15 protein-coding genes are annotated in these 18,939 nt (G+C 42.1%); 2 read left to right on the top strand and 13 right to left on the bottom strand.

All coding sequences use genetic code 11. The annotated features are described in order from the left end of the window. Window positions 1-10: 10 nt before the first annotated feature. The 6 genes from QT716_RS11830 to QT716_RS11805 form a co-directional block, all read right to left on the bottom strand. Window positions 11-1,087 carry a M24 family metallopeptidase gene (locus QT716_RS11830; RefSeq protein ID WP_317936272.1) on the bottom strand — a complete coding sequence of 359 codons (1,077 nt, stop codon included), beginning with the start codon at window positions 1,085-1,087 and terminating at the stop codon, window positions 11-13. 51 nt (window positions 1,088-1,138) lie between these two features. Continuing rightward, a complete protein-coding gene (locus tag QT716_RS11825) occupies window positions 1,139-1,492 on the bottom strand; it encodes a DUF3899 domain-containing protein (protein WP_317936271.1) in 354 nt (117 codons plus the stop codon). A 25-nt stretch (window positions 1,493-1,517) separates the two neighbouring features. Then, a complete protein-coding gene (locus QT716_RS11820; RefSeq protein WP_317936379.1) occupies window positions 1,518-3,497 on the bottom strand; it encodes an ABC transporter ATP-binding protein in 1,980 nt (659 codons plus the stop codon). Between the two features lie 12 nt (window positions 3,498-3,509). Next, window positions 3,510-4,571, bottom strand: a complete 1,062-nt coding sequence (gene opp3C / locus QT716_RS11815; RefSeq protein WP_317936270.1) for an oligopeptide ABC transporter permease — start codon at window positions 4,569-4,571, stop codon at window positions 3,510-3,512. Next, a complete protein-coding gene (gene opp3b / locus QT716_RS11810) occupies window positions 4,513-5,451 on the bottom strand; it encodes an oligopeptide ABC transporter permease (RefSeq protein WP_317936269.1) in 939 nt (312 codons plus the stop codon). The genes opp3C and opp3b overlap by 59 nt, the downstream gene beginning before the upstream one ends. 104 nt (window positions 5,452-5,555) lie before the next feature. Continuing rightward, window positions 5,556-7,220, bottom strand: a complete 1,665-nt coding sequence (locus tag QT716_RS11805) for a peptide ABC transporter substrate-binding protein (protein WP_317936268.1) — start codon at window positions 7,218-7,220, stop codon at window positions 5,556-5,558. 615 nt (window positions 7,221-7,835) lie between these two features. Here QT716_RS11805 and rpoN point away from each other — a divergent pair. After that, complete coding sequence (gene rpoN, locus QT716_RS11800) at window positions 7,836-9,143, top strand: RNA polymerase factor sigma-54 (RefSeq protein ID WP_317936267.1); 1,308 nt, start codon at window positions 7,836-7,838, stop codon at window positions 9,141-9,143. 58 nt (window positions 9,144-9,201) lie between these two features. On the opposite strand, the gene QT716_RS11795 is transcribed toward rpoN, so the two are convergent. The 7 genes from QT716_RS11795 to QT716_RS11765 form a co-directional block, all read right to left on the bottom strand. Further along, window positions 9,202-9,480 carry a hypothetical protein gene (locus QT716_RS11795; protein ID WP_317936266.1) on the bottom strand — a complete coding sequence of 93 codons (279 nt, stop codon included), beginning with the start codon at window positions 9,478-9,480 and terminating at the stop codon, window positions 9,202-9,204. A 381-nt stretch (window positions 9,481-9,861) separates the two neighbouring features. Next, complete coding sequence (locus QT716_RS11790; RefSeq protein WP_317936265.1) at window positions 9,862-11,352, bottom strand: aldehyde dehydrogenase family protein; 1,491 nt, start codon at window positions 11,350-11,352, stop codon at window positions 9,862-9,864. An 18-nt stretch (window positions 11,353-11,370) separates the two neighbouring features. Then, window positions 11,371-12,264: a 4-hydroxy-tetrahydrodipicolinate synthase gene (gene dapA / locus QT716_RS11785; RefSeq protein ID WP_317936264.1), complete on the bottom strand. Its 894-nt coding sequence runs from the start codon at window positions 12,262-12,264 to the stop codon at window positions 11,371-11,373. A 27-nt stretch (window positions 12,265-12,291) separates the two neighbouring features. Then, window positions 12,292-13,755 carry a Na+/H+ antiporter NhaC gene (gene nhaC / locus QT716_RS11780; RefSeq protein WP_317936263.1) on the bottom strand — a complete coding sequence of 488 codons (1,464 nt, stop codon included), beginning with the start codon at window positions 13,753-13,755 and terminating at the stop codon, window positions 12,292-12,294. Between the two features lie 82 nt (window positions 13,756-13,837). Beyond that, window positions 13,838-14,758, bottom strand: coding sequence for a proline racemase family protein (locus QT716_RS11775; RefSeq protein WP_317936261.1), 921 nt, complete (start codon window positions 14,756-14,758; stop codon window positions 13,838-13,840). Continuing rightward, window positions 14,759-15,799 carry a proline racemase family protein gene (locus QT716_RS11770; RefSeq protein WP_317936260.1) on the bottom strand — a complete coding sequence of 347 codons (1,041 nt, stop codon included), beginning with the start codon at window positions 15,797-15,799 and terminating at the stop codon, window positions 14,759-14,761. It lies immediately after the preceding gene. Further along, window positions 15,799-16,968 carry an NAD(P)/FAD-dependent oxidoreductase gene (locus QT716_RS11765; RefSeq protein ID WP_317936378.1) on the bottom strand — a complete coding sequence of 390 codons (1,170 nt, stop codon included), beginning with the start codon at window positions 16,966-16,968 and terminating at the stop codon, window positions 15,799-15,801. The genes QT716_RS11770 and QT716_RS11765 overlap by 1 nt, the downstream gene beginning before the upstream one ends. A 169-nt stretch (window positions 16,969-17,137) precedes the next feature. On the opposite strand from QT716_RS11765, the gene QT716_RS11760 reads away from it, so the two are divergent. Next, complete coding sequence (locus QT716_RS11760) at window positions 17,138-18,874, top strand: sigma-54 interaction domain-containing protein (RefSeq protein WP_317936259.1); 1,737 nt, start codon at window positions 17,138-17,140, stop codon at window positions 18,872-18,874. Window positions 18,875-18,939: the final 65 nt, after the last annotated feature.

Genomic DNA, 18,939 nt, shown 5'->3' with positions numbered 1-18,939 from the left:
TTAAAACATTTTACAAAATCACTAATTCCTTCGAAGACGGAGATAAGACTTCACAGCCATCTTCTGTAATCAGCAGCATATCCTCAATTCGCGCGCCGCCAACTTCTGGCAGGTAGATACCTGGTTCTATTGTGATGACCATATTGGGGAGCAGTATCTTTTCTGAGTCCACAGAGAAAAGTGGTTTCTCGTGCACTTCAAGTCCGATGCCGTGACCTGTACCTGTTCCTGAATATTGGTTATAACCCGTTTCAATTAAGATGTCTCTCATATATTTATCGACTTCTTGATCCGTCAATCCTGGTTTTATATGGGTTGCACAGTTGGTGAATGATCGAAGAACGGCTTGTTGGACTTCCAGCATTTTTTCGTTCGGCTGCCCCATCGAAACAACACGGGAAATATCCGACCAATAGCCATTGTAGTTGGTTCCAAAATCGATTGTAATCATGTCGCCAGTTTCAATGACTTTGTCACTTGCCCGTCCATGTGGAAGCGATGCTCGTTTACCTGACGCTACAATCGGACTGAATGTTGAAGTAATGCCACCGTTCTTCTTAATGAAACTCTCTAATTCTCCAGCGACTTCCAACTCTGTAATACCTGGACGAATCACATCCAATATATGCACAAACGCATTGTCCGTTATTGTAGTAGATGTCCGGATGTCATCAATTTCTTCTTGCGACTTCACCATACGCAAGTTCTCGATCACGTCATACGTAGGTATCATTTCACACCTAGTTAAACTACCTAACTTGGAATAGTTTCCAAAGTTCAGATGCTGTTGTTCGAATCCTAGACGCTTGATGCCGAAGTTATTAATTTGCTTCGCCACTTCATCATAAATCTTATGCTTATGTCCCGTGTGTTCAGCATGCAAGACCACATGTAAACCCGATTGTTTTTTTGCTTGTTCAAAATAACGATAATCCGTTATTAGAAGTACATCGTCTTTCGTAATTAACACGACACCATTACTTCCTGTAAATCCTGTTACATATCTGCGGTTCCAATCCCCATTAATCATTAACCCATCAATCTTTAGTTCATCCAGTTGGTTTTGAAGTTTCGCTATTCTATTCATTCATTTCCCTCCATTGTCAGGTTGACTACTAGTGGTTGGCTTTGTTACGCATTACAAAAGATATACCGGGAACACTGTTGTTACAATGATTATTGAGATTCCTGTAAACAATATAGCACTTGGAATTGAAGCATTTTTAGAAGATGATGTTGCAAACTCTTGTTGATCATTCACTTCTGATACGTACTGTTCCACTTTCGAAGAAGACTTCAAGAATTTTTTAAAGCTATAAAAAAAGAAATCAAAAATTCCTTTTTTCAATAGCAGAAGTACTCCTCCCACCATGAATATAACTAATCCAAAGAGAAAGAAACCGTCCCAGTAAACCGTTCTTACATCTAGTAATAGAAATATCAGCGCAATCATACAACTGCCACTCATAGTCAGTATAGATTTTTTCATCATCTCAAACAGTCCCTTTTAAAGATTTTCAAACTAAAACAGCTGGAGCATCCGACTTTGTCCTATATGAATCAACCTCGTCTTCCGTACACGCCACCCAGTGTCCTTCTGTAATTTCTCTGAGTTTATATTCCTCAGAATCGATGGTCCATTTCCCTTTAGGGATTCTAATTCGTTTCTTCTCAACTTCCGGGTCTGGTACAGGGATCGCTGACAGCAACGACTTTGTATATGGATGCAGCGGGTTATCGTATAACTCATCACTAGCTGCAACTTCAACTAGTTTTCCTTGATACATGACACCCACTCGATCGCTAATGTACTTCACCATTGAAAGATCGTGGGCGATAAATAAATACGTTAAGTTCTTCTCTTTTTGAAGTTTCTTAAGTAAATTCGTAATTTGAGCTTGGATTGAGACATCTAAAGCTGAAATTGGCTCATCTGCAATGATGAATTTCGGATCTACAGCAAGTGCCCGCGCTATACCGATCCGCTGTCTTTGTCCGCCACTGAACTCGTGTGGATATCGATTCGCATGTTCTTCTGCAAGACCGACCGTCTTCAATAACTCGTATACTTTTTCCATTCGATTGGCTTTTGATGTATATAACCCATGAATGTCCATTCCTTCTGCAATAATATCCGCAACGGTCCATCTTGGATTCAAAGAGGAATACGGATCTTGAAAGATCATTTGAATATCTTTGTTTAAGTTCAACGCATTCTTTTTATGAATATCAACACCTTTGAAGAAAACTTCACCCGATGTTGCGTCATATAAACGGACTAACGTTCTTCCCGTTGTTGACTTTCCGCATCCAGACTCTCCGACTAGACCGAATGTTTCCCCTTCATAGATATCAAAAGAAAGACCATCCACTGCTTTAATAACCGAATTCTTCCCGCCTTTAAAGTGCTGCTTCAAATCCTTAACTTCAAGTATTTTTTCTTTCCCGATTTCTTTCTTCGGTACTTGATCACTGATTGCTTTTTCTAATTGTTGTTTTTCCTCTAACAGCTTTGTAACTTTGGATGCCTTTTCATGCAAAAGCCAAGTGGCAGCAGAATGCGTTTCCGATACTTTAAACATTGGAGGTTCATGCAAAAAGTCAATCTTTAGCGCTTGTTCATTCCGTAAGGCAAACGCATCACCCGGTGGTGGATATAACAAATTCGGAGGTGAACCAGGAATCGTTTGTAGCTCTTCCTGATCGATCGTCAAGTCAGGCATCGCAGCTAATAGTCCTTTTGTATACGGATGCTGCGGATTATAAAACACCTCGTCCGTCCTCCCTATCTCCACAACCTTCCCTGCGTACATAACGGCTACTCGATCCGCGATATTCGCAACAACACCCAAATCATGAGTTATAAAAATAATGGATGTATCCATTTTCTTTTGAATATCTTTTAACAATTCTAGAACTTGAGCTTGAACAGTGACATCGAGTGCCGTTGTCGGTTCATCCGCTATTAAGATAGCAGGGTTACAAGCTAGTGCCATTGCAATTACGACACGCTGTTGCATTCCACCTGAGAATTGGTGCGGATATTGTTTCACACGCTCTGAGGCATTTGAAATCCCTACTAATTCAAGCAAAGAAATTACTTTTTTCTCTGCTTCTTTTCTCGTTATTTTTTGATGAGCAAGAATGCCTTCTAAAATCTGATTGTTGATCGTCATTGTTGGATTTAAAGAAGACATAGGATCTTGAAAAATGATTGAGATTTCAGACCCGCGCAGTCCTCTTATCTCTTTATTCGACATTTTAGTGATGTCACGATCTTGATACGTAATAGTTCCATTCACAATTCTTCCTGAAGGCTTCGGTATTAGACCCATAATACTCTTCGACATAACAGACTTACCTGAGCCTGACTCACCTACAACAGCTAATGTCTCCCCTTTGTATAAATCGAACGTCACTCCCCGGACAGCACGGACTTCCCCGTCGTATGTGTCAAAAGAGATATGTAGATCATCAACCGATAAGATTTTCCCCATCATTATTCACCTCTATTTCTTCATTTTCGGGTCAAATGAATCCCTGAGCCCATCACCAAGCAAGTTGAAACTAATCATGATTAAACTGATAATGACAGAAGAAAACATGAGCATATGCGGATATATTTTCAACATTTTAAATCCGTCGTTCACAATCATCCCAAGTGAAGCGATTGGCGGTTGTAGACCTAACCCGATAAAACTCAAAAATGCTTCTGTAAAAATCGCGGTCGGAATAGTGAACATTGTGGTGATAATGATTGGTCCTAAAGAGTTAGGTATGAGATGGCCCCAAATGAGGTTTTTATCTTTCGCACCTAATGTTCGTGAAGCTAACACAAATTCCTGTCCTTTTAACTTCAAAACCTGACCACGTACAATCCTTGCCATACTGACCCATCCTGTTATCACCATTGCCAACGTGATCGACATGATCCCCGGCTTCAATATTAAAATTAAAAGGATGACAACAATCAGGTTTGGAATCCCCATCAGCACTTCGATAATCCGCTGCATCACGTTGTCAATTCGTCCCCCATAATAGGCAGAAATACTGCCGTAAGCTACGCCGATTACCAAATCTAGAGTAGCTGCTAAAAATGCGATGTATAACGAAATTCTGGTACCTTGCCAGATCCGTGTCCACAAATCTCTTCCTAAATCATCTGTTCCAAACCAATAGTAATCCGGTACTTCTTTTGCAGCGTATTGGTCAGTTCCCCGTATATCAACACCACTGACACCAAGAAAGGATAGGTTTTCCAACACGGGCACTTTTGGAGGCAGATTCGTTCTTGTCAGATCCTGTTCATCAAAGCCATGCGAATTCATGTACGGACCAAATGCGGCAAGAAACATTATCAAAATAATGAGGATCAGCCCTGTAAACGCACCTTTGTTCTTTCTTAAACGGAGCCATGAATCTTTCATGAACGTGGACGATGGGCGACTTGTAATTCTTTTTTCTTCAAACGCTTTGCCTGACTCTTCAAATAGGTCATCCGTTAACTCATACTCATTTACCTTCACGACGCCCACCTCCTGAAAGACGAATTCTCGGATCAATGACGCCATACAACAGGTCGACAATCAGTATGACGATGATAAACAACAAGCTATAAAATAATGTCACGCCCATAATAACCGGATAGTCATTTGTTAAAATCGACTTGACGAATTGTTCTCCTAGTCCAGGTACACTAAATATCTTTTCAACGACCAATGTCCCGGTCATCAATGAAACCGTTAACGGTCCTAAAATAGTAATAATCGGGATCATTGCATTTCGTAAACCATGCTTCAAAATGACCGTATGTTCTTTTATTCCTTTTGCTCTCGCTGTCGTAATGTATTCATTGCCCAGTACATCAAGCATTTCTGTTCTCATGAATCGAGCCATCGTTGCAACTACAAATGCCGCAAGTGCAATTGTCGGAAGGATTGAGTACTCAAAGCCCTCCCAAAATGCTACTGGCAACCATCCTAGTCTTACGCCCACCCAATATTGTAGAAGTCCTGCTAATACAAAGTTTGGGATGGATAATCCTAGAACAGCTACCACCATGGCTCCATAGTCAATGAACGTATTGTGCCTCAACGCGGCAATAATTCCTAAAAAGAGTCCGAGTATCATTCCAACCACTAGAGATTGAGCCCCTAATATGGCTGACACGCCTATTCGTTCACCTATGATGCTGCTAACCGACCTGCCATCAAATTGAAAAGAGACACCAAAATCTCCTTTTGTTATATTACCAAGGTATTTAAAATATTGAACAGACAAGGGTTCGTTTAATCCATACCGTTCATTTAGTACTTCTTTTTGCGTTTCAGATAACCGTTCATCATTAAAAGGAGATCCTGGTAGCGTTTGCATTAAGAAAAATGTAAACGTCACAATGATTAAAAAAGTGAACAACATGTATCCAATTCTGCTAGCAATATATTTTTTCATGCAAGTCACCACCTATATCGTGTTGGTTAACAGATAATCTGCCGTATCCCTTCAAATAATCATTCAATTTGAAGAGATACGATTTGCAGATTATATCCGTTAAATTAGTTGTCGATTGTTACCCACTGGTAAGAATACGTAGAGTTTGCATGAGCAGTAAATCCTTTTACATTCGGCTTGATCAGTCGTGCTGATCCAGCTTGATAGAGTGGAGAAATTGCTGCTTCTTCCCCGATTAAAATCTCTTCAGCTTCCTGAAGTTCTGCAAAACGCTTGTCTAGATCCGTGAAATCCACCATAGCTTTTTTCACATTTTTATCGTATTGCTCATTTTTAAATTCCTGCCAGTTATACGCACCATCTGATAAGAAAACTGAGAGGAATTCTACTGGATCCGCAATATCGTTTCTCCAGCCTGAATACGATAAGTCATAGTTCAAATCATCTTCTAGTGCTAATTTTTGCTTGTTTGGCTGCTGATTGATCGTGATGCTCAAGCCCGGAAGATTTTTCTCCAATTGGTTTTTCATATACTCAGCCACTGACTTTCTTTGGCCGTCGTCATAACTAAGCAATCCTAGGTTTATTTCTTTTACACCCAGTTCTTCAAGTCCCTTGTTCCAAAGCTCTTTCGCTTCTTCAGGTGTTCCTTTGTTTAAATCACCAAAACGTTCTCTGAACTCTTCACCATCTTGTGATTCTACAAATCCAGGGAACACTAACCAATAAGCAGCTTTAGAACCATTCTTCAAAATAGAGTCTGCGGCTTGTTCTTTGTTCCATCCCATGTCAATCGCCTTTCGGATATTGACGTTTTTCAGGAATTCATTTTTCTGATTCATTCTCAGGAAGTATACTTCAGATTTTAGCGAAGTCGTATATTCTTCATGATCTTTGTAAACGTCTACAAATTCGGATGATAGATTCGCAACGTCGATGGTATCTGTTTCATACAGATTCACTTCAGTTGAAGTGTCTTTCGCTACTTTGAAATTCACTTCATCCACATTCACTGTATCTGCATTCCAGTAATCTGCGTTTTTCATCAACGTCCACTTTTGGTCATGGTCCCATGAGTCCAATGTAAATGGACCATTGAAAACGAGGTTTTCTGGTTCAAGTCCATATTTGTCTCCTTGCTCTTCAGAAAACTTTTCGTTTTGTGGATAGAACACTGGATTTGTTAGAAGTTCAGTAAAGTACGGTACATCATTTTCGAGTTCCACTTCTAATGTAAAATCGTCAGGAGCTGTTGCACCTAGTTCGTCTACTTTTCCGTACATCTCATCTTCAGGATCTTGGATATTAGCAGCATTTTTTACAGAATCCATCAAATACGCATGAGGAGAAATTGTATCTGGATGCAACGCTTTCTTCCATGCATAGAGGAAGTCTGTCGCTTTAGTTGGTTCCCCATTACTCCATAACGCATCTTCACGTAAATGGAATGTATATTTCAATCCGTCTTCACTCACATCATAAGTCTCTACAAGACCTTCACTCACTTTGTCATCTGCATCTATTCTGAATAGACCTTCAAATACGTTCTGTATCATTGTTTGTGAGAGTCCATCCATTGCACCATTCGTTTTCAAAGTTGGAATTTCTCCCGCTACAGCTAAATGGAGCACACTTTTCTCTGCTTTTTCATCTGATGTGGAGTCACCAGCTTTCTCTGGTTCTTGTGTGCTCTCCCCTCCATAACAGCCTGCCAACAAAACGAAACTTCCCAAAATCATCATGAAGAACCATAAGGATTTCTTTCTCATCTTTTTCGCCTCCTAATAATATTGTCTATAAGTCCAAGAGTGTTTAAATTACTTTACAGATAACGCAGTGACTATTTCCTTAGTGTCCAATTTCTTTTAAAAAATGAATATAGAAAGCTATAAAACAACTATTTTTTACACTTAATCACTTAATGAATCTACATACCGGAAATACTTTCGGATTATTCAGTCTTCCCTTTCTGCAATTCTTCCTTTAAATCAATTTACTCTTGTTACAGATAAAAAGCGGAACCCCAAACCCTCTCTTTAAACTCAATTAGATATGTATCCACGTCCCTTCTATTAGTCTAATTCTTGTACACTTCACCAAGTACATAATAGTATTGCAATTTCTATGCCAACCCACTCTAATTCTCCCGAATTTTCTAATTTTTAATCGAACTTTAAAATTCCATATGCTATAATAAATTCTATATTCAAAAGGTTTCATACATTTACATGGTCTTCTAAATGAAATGCAGATGATGGAACCACGCATTTGTTGGAACACTCTTTCATACCATTGAATTTAAGACACAACAAAACACTTATAAGATACTTCCGTTAACTTTAGAAGTATTGTATAAGCTGGAGCTTTTATAAGGGGGAATAGTCATGGAGCTGGGACTTCAGCAACGGCAGGAACTTAATTTATTGATGACTGTTGAGTTAAGACAAGCCATAGAATTACTACAATACTCCACCTACGAACTCGAGCAGTATATCCGAGAGCAGGAGCTGGAAAATCCGCTCATTCAACTGAAAGAGAAAGAAGAAAAGCCTGTCTATGAAGAACGGTTACACCGTCGGATTTCCTCTTACGGAAGTGCGGACATACCAATGGATGCGGTACAGTGCGCGGAAGAAAACAAACGGGAAGAACTACTGAAGCAAGCAAAACTCGTATATCCTGACGCCTTGACACAAAGCTTGTTAAAGTATCTGATCTATAACTTGGATGATAATGGATTTTTACAACACAATGAACACACGCCATCTCCTCTTTTTGATGAAGAACAGATTGAAAAGGGTGTTCATCTCCTTCAAGAGCTTGGGCCAATCGGGATTGGCGCTCGAGATTTAAAGGAATGTCTGCAGCTGCAAATTATGTACAATTATCCGGAAAACCAATTAGCTTCCTGTTTAGTGGAGAATCATTTGAACTTGATTGCCGATCGCAAGTGGAACGAAATCGCTTCAAAAATGGACATTACCATGAAGGAAGTGAAGAACCTTTTTGAATTCATCCAGACGTTGAATCCAAGACCGTGCTCATTCGTATCTGATGATTCAACGAAGTACGTAACGCCTGATATTATCGTTGAGTTGAAGGGAGAGGGCTTCACATTCCACTTGAACGACGGTTATCTGCCAGGGATACATATGAACAAAAGCTACTCACAGTATCTCAGCGACAAAAGTGATGCATCCAAATATGTTCAGACACAATACAAGAACGCCCAGTGGCTGCTGAGTAGCATTGAACAGCGTCGGAACACTATCATTAAAATTGTATGTGTTCTACTGGAAAAACAGGAAGAGTTCTTTAAGCACGGGTTCAATTCGTTAAAACCTATGACTCTTAAAGAAGTTGCCGATGAAATCGGGATGCATGAGTCCACGGTAAGCCGTGCAACTTCGAATAAGGTGATACAGACACCATTCGGTTCTTTTGAGCTTCGGATGCTGTTCACTTCTAAGCTGGAAACTTCAGATGGAAATACGGTCTCCCAAACAAAAGTGAAAAAATTATTGGAGAGTTTGATTGCAAAGGAGAATAAATTCAAGCCATATTCTGATCAAAAAATAGCGGAATATTTCAATGCGGAAAAAGGAATCACGATTTCCAGACGGACGATTAGTAAGTACCGGGAAGAGTTGCGTATTCCCCCTTCCAGCAAGCGTAAGGACATTCAAGTATGAAAGGCAAAAACAGGAGGAATGGGGATATAACATAGTCCCATTCCTCCTGTTTTTTAATTTACTTTGTTTTGCCTACTGAAAAATGGCCAAACCAGTATCGGTTATACCCGATAATAGCTGCGCTCAGTAAGATCATGTACATGCCCGTAGGCTTTTCGAGTGCGTAGAACAATGCTGTGAGAATGACAGTCGCAAATACAAGAGAGGCTACGATTTTGAGAATTGGTGATATTTTTTGCTGGAAGGTTATCGAAATAACTTTTTCACCGATCCACATGAGTAGTGTTGTCAAAATGATAGCGCTTACCATTAGTACCAAAAAATAAGTGAGTCCCATAGTTTCGCTCCTTTTTTGGAAAGACATTCGTTTCTCATAGTATATACTACATATCGTGTTTAATTCCACACTATTTAGAAAACATTTTCTATTCTTTTTATCTATTCACTTGATAATCGGATGATCCTGTTGATTGAAGCGGAGAGCGGCGACTCCGGAGGGATCAGCGAAGCTTGAAGACCCTGGACAGAGCAACGCGAGGGAAGCGGCTGAAAGCAAGCCCCTCGGAAAGCGTCCGCTCGCAGCGGAAATCAACTTTGCTAGCTAACACTATTTAAAAAGACAAAAGACTGTAGGCAACTCTAGATTTCTGGAGTTTGTCTACAGCCTCTATTCACTTTAAGGTAAGTGAATCATTGTCATACATGTAAATAGATACGGTTATTGCTTAATGTTAACAAACACACTCTTCACCTCTGTGTAGTTGGCCAAGCCGTATTCCCCGCCCATTTCGCGGCCGATTCCGGATTGTTTGTAGCCGCCGAATGGCATGGTTTCGATTTCGATGCCGAAGTCATTGATCCAGACAGTGCCGGCTTTCAGTTTTTTCGCTATATAATGTCCGGTTTTGATGTTTTCCGTCCAGACACTAGCAGCGAGGCCGTATACGCTGTCGTTAGCGCGTTGGATGACTTCTTCTACTGTGTCGAAAACGAATACTGATAGAACCGGTCCAAAAATTTCTTCACGGGCGATGGTCATGTCGTCTTTTACATCGACAAAAATTGTCGGCTGCACATAGAAACCTGTATCGAACGCTTTGCTTCCGCCAGCAACAAGTCGCGCTCCTTCCTCTTTCCCTTTTTCGATGAAGTCGAGAACCGTCTGCTGCTGTTTCGCTGAAACGAGTGGTCCCATGTCTGTTTCAGGATCCATTCCGGGTCCAAGTTTCAAGGCATTTGCACGTTCAACCAGACCATTGACGACTTCTTCGTGAAGTGACCGATGAACGTACACACGTGTACACGCACTGCAGTTTTGCCCGTGGTTGTACATCGTTCCGTTAAAAGCACCTTCAATCGCTTCGTCCAAATCAGCATCTTCACAAATGATACTCGGTGATTTTCCGCCAAGTTCGAGCGTGACACTTTTAAGCTGATCCGCCACTTTATGCATGATTCCTTTACCGACAGAGGTCGATCCTGTAAATGCGACTTTATCCACATCTTTATGCGTGACAATCGCATCCCCTGCTAATCTGCCAGCACCCGGCACAACATTGACGACTCCGTCGGGGAATCCTGCATCTTTGAATAGCTTCGCTACATAGAGAAGTGATAATGGTGTTTCACTTGCCGGCTTAATGACTACCGTACATCCGACCGCAAGTGCAGAGCCTAGTTTCCACGCAGCCATCGCTAACGGGAAGTTCCAAGGAATGATTTGCCCCACAACACCGACCGCTTCGTGAACTGTATAGTTCAAATAATCATTAGACACTGGAATTGTTTGCCCAACCATTTTCGTTGCCCATCCTGAATAGTATCTAAAATGCTGAACGGTGCCATCTACGTCATCAGCCAGTGCAACTTCATAAGGTTTACCGTTATCCAAGGCTTCCAATTGCGCAAGCTCTTCTCGGTTTTCTTCCAGAAGATCCGCGAACTTGTAAATAAGGTGAGAGCGCTCAGCGGTTTCCATCTTCGTCCATTCACCTTCATCGAACGCTTTTCTCGCCGCTGCTACTGCAACATCGATGTCTTCAGGCTGCGCTTCACTTACTTGGGCAATCACTTCTTCCGTCGCAGGATTCACGACATTGAAAGTTTTTCCGCTAATCGCCGGGTGGTAGTCACCGTCAATATAAAGTCCTTTTACACCTTGCAAAAACTCTTCAACTTTTGGTTTCAGTTTATAGTCAGTCACTTTCATTCCTCATTCGCCCCCTTCTTAGTTCGTTACGATTTCCAAGCTTTGCAGAAGTTCTTTCAATGTCGCTTCCTCTTCTTCATTCAATGGCAATCTCGGTCTGCGGCACGGTCCGCCTGCTAAACCTTGCAGATCCATTGCTCGTTTCACGATTTGAACGTATTTTCCTGATCCTTCAAGGAATGCACAAAGTGGCAGAAGTCTGTCGTACAAAGCCCATGCTTCATCCATTTCGTTGTTTTGAACGTGATTATACATATCTGTTACTAGGCGCGGTGCAATGTTTCCGGACACGCAAATCCATCCCGTTGCCCCAACTAGGAACGATTCAATTGCTAGATCTTCAGAACCACAGAATACTTTAATGAACCCTTCGCCTTGGCGAGCGATATCCCTGGCTTTGCCTATGCCGCCGCTGGATTCTTTCACGTGTGTAATGTTTTTCACATCACGGCCCACTTTTAGAATCGTTTCCGTGCTAATGTCAACACCTGAAGTGAATGGGTTATTGTAGATCATGACTGGAAATTCAACCGATTCCGCAACTGCTTTGAAGTGCTCATAGATTTCGTTCTCTTTCGGATGCGCATAGTACGAGTTGATAAGCAATGCAGCGTCCGCACCTGCTTTTTCAGCTTGTTGTGTATATTCGATTGCATCCGCAGTAGTTTCAGCAGCTGTACCAACGATGAGTGGAATCCGGCCGTTCACTTGTGCAACCGCAACTTCAACTGCCTTATAACGCTCTTCCTTCGTTAAACTGACAAATTCCCCCGTACTGCCGTTAATTGCCAGACCTGCAACACCTGAATCGATGAAGTGCTCGATGTTGTTCTTAAACCCTTCCCAATCGATTTCCTTTTCGTTAACCATTGGTGTAATGAGTACTGGGAATACCCCTTCAATTTTTACCATTATAAATTCCTCCTAAGTTTTATTTTATTATTTTGAATAACTTCCAACCGGTGTTCTATGTTCTTTCGTTCTGTTTAACTCTTCTAGTCCTTCAATTTCCTCTGGTTCTGATTCATTGGACTTCGTATACCAGATGAATTTGTTCGTAAATCCGTAAATGACTGAAATGAGTAATACTAACAAGTTGAACCATAAGAACGGTAAGTAACTCATTGTCGAGACTCCGAGTGCCGCTGCCATGAATACGCCGCCATCCGACCATGGAACCATCGGTGTCGTGACTGTCCCGCCTGCCTCAGTATTCCTCGAAAGTACCCGACGGTCGATATTCTGGCGATCGTAGTTATCACCAGTGATTTTACTAGCTGTGATAATGGAGACATATGCGCCTCCAAACAGATTCCCTAAGAAACCTGCAAGAATTGTAGATACTGTCGTTTTACCAGGATTGTTTGCCCACTTAGCCAAGTAGCCCCCAATCGCTCGTAACACGCCAATTTTCTCCATCAACCCGCCAACACCTAGTGCAAAGATGATCAACGCGATGACGTCAAGCATGAATACGATTCCACCGCGGTTCAGCAAGTTGTCTATGAATGCGACGCCTGATTCGATTGAATTTCCAGCATACATGACGTTGAATGCCTGCAAGAATGTAGCACCCTGGAAAAGATAAGCCCAAATTGTTCCCAGGAATGCTCCGAACAAAATAACAGGAATGGAAGGCATTTTGAACGCCAATAACCCAATAACGACAGCTGCCGGAATTAACATATACCAGCTAATACTGAAGTACTCCGTCAACGAAGCCATTGTGGTCGTTGCAGCACTTAAATCCCCGTTTCCATTGAAGAAGAATCCAGTTACTAAAAATAGTGCCGCTGCGATGATCCAAGCAGGCAAACTAACTGTCAGCATCGATTTAATATGGTCAATCAAGTCCACTTTTGATAGTGAAGCTGTCATTACGGTCGTATCGGACAGCGGTGATAACTTATCTCCTACGTAACAACCTGAAATAACTGCACCCGCGACAAGGGGTAACGGAAAACCGAAACTTGCGCCAATCGCCATCATAGCGATTCCCGCTGTTCCTGCTGAACCAAAAGAAGTTCCTGTAGCAATCGAAGTGACCGTACAGATGATGAACGCCGCCATAAGGAAAATATTCGGATCGATGATCGCAAGTCCATAGTAAATGATGGACGGCACGACTCCCCCAGAGATCCAAGTTCCGATTAAAGCGCCGACGGACAGCAACACGAGCACCGCTTCTAATCCGTCACTCACTCCGTTCAAAAGACCTTGCTGCATTTCTTTGTAGTTATAGCCGATTTTTAAACCAACTATAATGATCAAGAACCATGTCGTCAGCAGCGCCAAGTGAATTGAGATATCAAACTTGAGTATGAACGTGGTCATAATCAATCCGAAACCAATTAAAACAAATAGTGTTTCGCCTAAAGTAGGTAATCTCTTTTCAGTTTGCATACCCTTCCCCCTTACTTAAGTTCCCGTGTCCATTCCCCACCATTCCTTTTCGATAATATTAGTTCACGTTACGTCACCCTTTCTATACCAATAAAAACCCCTCCTTCAATGGGTCCTCTTGGTCAAAGATGAATTCATGACTGCCCGTGACATACGCTTTCGTTTCAACAAAGTATCTCGATTCATCCCCTGCGACTTTTTTCGCAACAAGTGAACTGCCGAAAATGCTGTTATTTTCGATTTCACACTGACTGCCTTCCTTTTGAGATAGCGCTGCCAGAATTGCAACCGTGCTATCCACACCAGGAGAACGCAAAATATAGCCGTCTTTTTCAAACGTTACAGATCGAACTTTCCCGGGTGTTGCAGGATCCGATTCAACAACGATAACCCCTGCGTAAGAAAGGTTGTCGTTCGTCAATTCCGTCGTCCGGTCCAACCCCCATTGATTCAACTCCGCCAGATGCTCCAATTCAATGCTCCGAATTGAAGCTGGCAACTGGTAAAGGAAGTAGTTCCGTTTTTCATCAATGCACAGTAACGTATAGTCCGGATCCGCTTTAACCTCAGTACACGAGTCGTTTTCAATCGAAATGGAAGTGACTTCTTGGTTTTCTACAAGCGCTTTCAACGTGTAGATGCCGTTTACAGTTTCCACTTTATAAAGCCCATCTGCAGATTGAGTTAAATTCCCCGTCTCGAGCAGAGCTGTTACTGTCGCAAGTAATCCTTCATATTTGAAGTTGCTCACGCCTTGATGATTGAAAAATAACAATGAGAAATCTGCAGCTCGTGAAGGAACAACGACACATCCATGCATACCACGATGCCCTCGCGGTTCATTCAACAACAAATTCTTTTCATTGGAGAAGTTATTTTTCAGCTCCTCATGTTGAGCGTGTATGTCTGCCCCACTTAATCGGATCGGTGATTGCGTTACGATTCTAAATGCTTCACCTGCTACATGCGCATCGATTGTGCAGTACATCTTTTCGTAATTCATTTAGACACCTTCTTTCACTGACTCATGTTCCATCGGCGGGATGAGTAAATACCCTTCACGCAGCGGGTCTTTTTCATTGTAGAAGAAGCGATGATTCCCCATGATCCACGCGGAACCTGTTACTTCTGTAATGACGGCATCCAGTTCTTTTACTTTCGTTTCTTCCAGCACTTTCGCTTTGAACAGCGTACCGACGATGCTTTCATGAACGAACAACTCATCCATTCCGATTTCCTTGTTTTTATACAGCGTTGCAAGTTTCGCAGATGTACCCGTTCCGCACGGTGACCGGTCAATCCCGCCTGGCGGAACAATCACTGTGTTTTTCACATCCGCATCGGGATGAACGGGATCTGTATAAAATTCGATATGCGTCAGTCCAGCGATAAATGGAAACTCGGGATGCACAACCTCTTCCGTTGCATTGATGGCATTCCGAATGTCGATTGCCTGATTAATGATTGTTGTTGCATTATCCTCTACCAATGACAGATTCAGTTTTCGCGCATCGATAATGCCATAGAAATTCCCGCCATACGCAATATCGCATTCCACATGACCGATTCCTTCGACGTCCATTTCGATGGACTTCAAAAGAAAAGCTGGGACATTATTGAACGTCACTTCTTCGGCTTTCCCGTCTGTGACTTTGATTTCCACGGCAATCAGACCTGCAGGCGTATCAATCTTGAGTTTCGTAACTGGCTCATGGACTTCAATCAGACCCGCTTCAACGAGCGCTGTACAAAATCCGATTGTATCGTGACCGCACATCGGCAGATAACCGCCCGTTTCAATGTAAATGACACCAACATCTGCATCGGGATGACACGGTTCTGTCCACAATGCACCTGACATGACCCCATGCCCCCGCGGTTCATTCATCAAAAACCTTCGGATCCAGTCATAGTTTTCTTCCATATACAACATCTTTTCGGACATCGTTTCTCCAACTAAAGGAGGCAATCCGCTAATGAGTGTTCTCGTCGGATTTCCACCCGTGTGTGTATCGATTGTCGTAAACAGTCTCTGGTAATTCATCAGATTGTCACCCTTTCTTTAAACCGGCTCAGCTGAAGCGGTTCGATTGGAATGCACGTTTCTTTGTCATTCAGCATTTCTTCAATCAGCTTGCCAGTCACGGCTGCAAGACTGATTCCATCTCCTTCATGACCCGCTGCTATGAAATATCCTGGTATTTCCTCTACCCGTGAAATGATCGGCAAGTGATCCTCCGTCCACGGCCGCAATCCTGCATACGTCCGGATCACCGTCATATCCGCGATTTTGGGATAAAACCGGATAGCACGTTTTGCAATGAGTTTCGTCACTTCATGATTCACTTTCGTATTAAATCCCCCAAATTCCCGGCTGCTTCCAATGAGGAAGTTTTGGCTTTCCGTTGGCTCGAACACGAGCGCAACGCCGTATTTTTCCATATCGGCATCCACAACACGCTCTCCGCCAAATTTCGAAATCAGATACCCGAACTCCATCACTTTTCTCAAACCAACAGGCTGTTGGCGTGAAGCGACAATCAACTGGCCCTTCCTCGGAAGAATCGGAATGTCGAGTCCGACCATTGCACCTAATTTCGGAGCCCATACCCCACCGGCATTGACGACTTTTTTTGCTGTATACGTTCCATTATTTGTTTCAACCACAAACTGTCCTGTTTCGTTTTTCGATACATTTTTCACTTCTGTATTCGTATGTATTTTCGCGCCGTTCTTTTCAGCACTATGAAACATGGAATACGTCATCATATATGGATTTACAGTCGAATCTGTTTTACATTCCAATCCGCCGTACAAGTCATCTGCAAAGTATTTGGATTCGTTCTTTAAATCTTCACGATCCAACATTTTGAACTCAAGACCTGCATCTTGCTGTTTGGTAACCCACTGATTTGCCGCTTCCATTTCAGCGTCATTTTCACACACCAAAATACTTCCTGGGTTGCGGTATTCAAAAGAAACTTCAAGTTCTTTATCCAACTCGTGGACAAGCATCTGGCTTTTCAAAGACATTTGACTGTCAAAACCAGGATCTTTATCGATTGCAAGAATGTTTCCATCACATCTGGAAGAGGTTCCGCTCGCTAACTCTTTCTTTTCAAGAACCGTTATATCTAGGCCTGCTTTCGAACCATAGTAAGCAATGGACGCTCCCATAATCCCGCCGCCAATCACAACGACATCCCGATGTATCCTATTCACCACAATAATCCCCCTCTCGCTCGCTTATTTATGTGTATTGCAAGTAGCGTGCCAAAATTGAAATCACTAGCACGTTATCAATCTCTATTGAAAATTCTAATAATTAGTGTAAAATTATTTATACGTTTGAAATTTTTAGACAGTTGAGGTGTTTAATTCATTGAACTTTTCACAAAAACTGCTCAGCAGAATAGTAGATACAGATTTTACGATTGTTGAATCAGAGCAAACTAACAATTTATTAGCAAAAGAAATCGCTATAGGAGCCTCAAAGAAAGTCTTCCAGATAACTAAAGCCGGTCCACAATGGATCAAAATGGATGACTTCTCACAAGAGGTTGTCTATATCCCTTGCAGCACGCTATCAGTAAACAGCACAATTGAAGACGCCTTCCTAGAACTTCGAAACGCTGACATTGCGCTCATTACGAATACTTCCGATCAGTTCATAGGCTTCCTGACGTACGAAGTATTTTCTAATTACTTGTTCACCGAATACCAAAGGGCACAAGCTTATTTGAAAACCATATTAGACACGATTGATGAATCCTGCACAGTGATCGACCAAGACGCGAAGGTTCTTTACTGGACAAAAGGCGCTGAAGAAATATTTTCAGTGAAGGAAAAAGACATTATCGGGCAGCCCATCACAAACTTCTTCAGTCCTGAACGGCTGGAAATCCTGAATGCGTTAAAAGATGGAAAGTCCGTGTACCACAGCCAGCACCATGCCCGTAAGGATCTGGTCGTGATGATCAATTCAAAACCAGTATATTTAAATGAAGAAATCATCGGTGCTGTCGTATCAGAAACAGACATTACGAGTCAGATTCTATTGAATAATGAACTTTATAATACGTCAGAAAAACTATTCATTCTGGAAGAAGAAGTTAGAAAAACGTCTCCTTCCGTCAATCCTTTTTCTTATATAAAAGGAAACAGTCCCGCTATTAAACGAACATTGGAGATAGCCCGTAAAGCAGCGACTTCCGATGCAGCGGTTCTGATTTACGGGGAAAGCGGCGTCGGGAAAGAATTGTTTGCGAAAGCGATTCACAACTTACGGGAGCCTGAAAACTCGCCATTTGTTGCGATTAACTGCGGTGCGATTCCAAGCGGATTATTCGAAAGTGAAATCTTCGGGTACGAAAAAGGGGCGTTTTCAGGAGCCAATCAGAAAGGGAAAAAAGGGAAAGTCGAACTTGCGAAGAACGGAACGCTATTTCTGGATGAAATCGGAGAAATGCCGCTTGAGATGCAAGTGAAAATCCTTCGGCTCCTGCAGGAGAAAAGGTTCTATACAGTTGGCGGTACAAAGGAGATCGAAGTGGATTTCCGTGTTGTTGCAGCGACGAACCGAGATTTGAAGGAATTGATCAGCGAAGGGAAATTCAGGGAGGATCTTTATTACCGGCTGAATGTCGTCAACTTCAAAGTCCCGCCGCTGCGCGAACGACCTGAAGATATTATCGAGCTGACACATTACTTCCTGTACGAATTATCCGTGAAGTATAACCGGCCGATTCATGGAATTTCGCAAGATGTCATGCAGGCATTGCTTCAACATACGTGGCCAGGAAATATTCGTGAACTGAAGAACGCCATTGAGCGACTCGTTGCGTTTTCAGAGAATGGAGAAATTCGAATCGATGACCTTCCGAACGAAATGGAAAGAATTCCGCAGGCCGCTGCAGATGAACAGGCTGACCTTCCCTCTTATCAGGTGAATACGACTGAACAGCTTTCGCTGCAAGAACAATTACGTGTTTACGAGAAAGACATTATCTTAAAGGAATTGAGTAAAGTCGATGGAAACAAACTTCTTTGCGCAAAAAACTTAGAAATTACGAGGGCCACTCTTTATAATCGGATGAACAAATTGGGGATCCAATTATAATATCCCAAACTTGGCTACATTCTTGCATAGAGTTTAAGTATGCGTATACACAAAGTATAAGAATG

Source organism: Sporosarcina aquimarina (genome assembly GCF_033253705.1).
Lineage (GTDB): Bacteria > Bacillota > Bacilli > Bacillales_A > Planococcaceae > Sporosarcina > Sporosarcina aquimarina.
This window is presented reverse-complemented; position numbering and strand designations above follow the sequence as displayed.

Excerpts from the sequence above, each read along its gene's own strand:
- dapA (WP_317936264.1), bottom strand. The coding sequence starts at position 12,264 with ATGGTAAAAATTGAAGGGGTATTCCCAGTACTCATTACACCAATGGTT.
- QT716_RS11805 (WP_317936268.1), bottom strand. The coding sequence starts at position 7,220 with ATGAGAAAGAAATCCTTATGGTTCTTCATGATGATTTTGGGAAGTTTC.
- nhaC (WP_317936263.1), bottom strand. The coding sequence starts at position 13,755 with ATGCAAACTGAAAAGAGATTACCTACTTTAGGCGAAACACTATTTGTT.
- QT716_RS11770 (WP_317936260.1), bottom strand. The coding sequence starts at position 15,799 with ATGAATTACCAGAGACTGTTTACGACAATCGATACACACACGGGTGGA.
- QT716_RS11825 (WP_317936271.1), bottom strand. The coding sequence starts at position 1,492 with ATGATGAAAAAATCTATACTGACTATGAGTGGCAGTTGTATGATTGCG.
- QT716_RS11775 (WP_317936261.1), bottom strand. The coding sequence starts at position 14,758 with ATGAATTACGAAAAGATGTACTGCACAATCGATGCGCATGTAGCAGGT.
- opp3b (WP_317936269.1), bottom strand. The coding sequence starts at position 5,451 with ATGAAAAAATATATTGCTAGCAGAATTGGATACATGTTGTTCACTTTT.
- opp3C (WP_317936270.1), bottom strand. The coding sequence starts at position 4,571 with ATGGCGTCATTGATCCGAGAATTCGTCTTTCAGGAGGTGGGCGTCGTG.
- QT716_RS11795 (WP_317936266.1), bottom strand. The coding sequence starts at position 9,480 with ATGGGACTCACTTATTTTTTGGTACTAATGGTAAGCGCTATCATTTTG.
- QT716_RS11820 (WP_317936379.1), bottom strand. The coding sequence starts at position 3,497 with ATGGGGAAAATCTTATCGGTTGATGATCTACATATCTCTTTTGACACA.
- QT716_RS11790 (WP_317936265.1), bottom strand. The coding sequence starts at position 11,352 with ATGAAAGTGACTGACTATAAACTGAAACCAAAAGTTGAAGAGTTTTTG.
- rpoN (WP_317936267.1), top strand. The coding sequence starts at position 7,836 with ATGGAGCTGGGACTTCAGCAACGGCAGGAACTTAATTTATTGATGACT.
- QT716_RS11830 (WP_317936272.1), bottom strand. The coding sequence starts at position 1,087 with ATGAATAGAATAGCGAAACTTCAAAACCAACTGGATGAACTAAAGATT.